The sequence below is a fragment of the Cytobacillus oceanisediminis 2691 genome (genome assembly GCF_007678455.1).
Taxonomy (GTDB): Bacteria; Bacillota; Bacilli; order Bacillales; family Cytobacillaceae; genus Mesobacillus; species Mesobacillus oceanisediminis_A.
Map to the genome: position 1 here is coordinate 1 of NZ_VEEP01000035.1, position 747 is coordinate 747.

At 40.7% G+C, this 747-nt stretch carries 1 protein-coding gene; it reads left to right on the top strand.

Annotated features, from left to right (window positions below; genetic code table 11):
• The first annotated feature begins 143 nt into the window (after nt 1–143).
• Nucleotides 144–614 (top strand): IS200/IS605 family transposase, encoded by a 471-nt coding sequence (gene tnpA, locus FS736_RS23400; RefSeq protein WP_144481521.1) that lies wholly within the window; start codon nt 144–146, stop codon nt 612–614.
• The last annotated feature ends 133 nt before the right edge of the window (nt 615–747 follow it).

Here is a 747-nt window from a genome sequence, read left to right on the forward strand (position 1 = left end):
TTTTTACTGTGTTAGAAAACCCCTGGCTATGCCGGGGGTTCCAGAGAGCTTATAGCGTGGTAGTAATAAAAAAACCTCACTTCATGGTAGGATAAAGTTGGTTTCCCGACCACTTCATCTCACCGTAGAAGGAGGTATGCCCTATGAAGGACATGAACAGTTTAGCACATACAACATGGAATTGTAAGTATCACATAGTATTTGCCCCAAAATACAGAAGACAAATCATTTATGGAAAATATAAAAAGAGTATAGGCCAAATTATCAGAGATTTATGTGAACGAAAAGGTGTTGTGATCCATGAAGCTAATGCCTGTCCGGACCACATTCATATGTTAGTCAGTATCCCGCCGAAATTGAGTGTGTCTCAATTCATGGGTTACTTGAAAGGAAAGAGCAGCCTCATGATTTTCGATCGACATGCCAATTTAAAATACCGGTATGGAAACCGGAAATTTTGGTGCCGAGGCTTCTATGTTGATACAGTAGGCAGAAACAAAAAGCAAATACAAGAATACATTCGAAATCAGCTCGTGGAAGACTATCAAGCTGACCAGTTAACATTGTTCGAAGAGTTTGATCCTTTCACAGGACAAAAAAATAAGAATAAATAAAGAAATTCTTTAGAATTGGTGAGTGAATGTGGTGCAGAAGGGAAACCCTTTCAGCGGGCCTTTAAGGCCAAGGCCGGTAAGAGAGGCTTTCAGCCGCAGAGCAAACCACCAGTTCACACTGGTGGTTTTGATT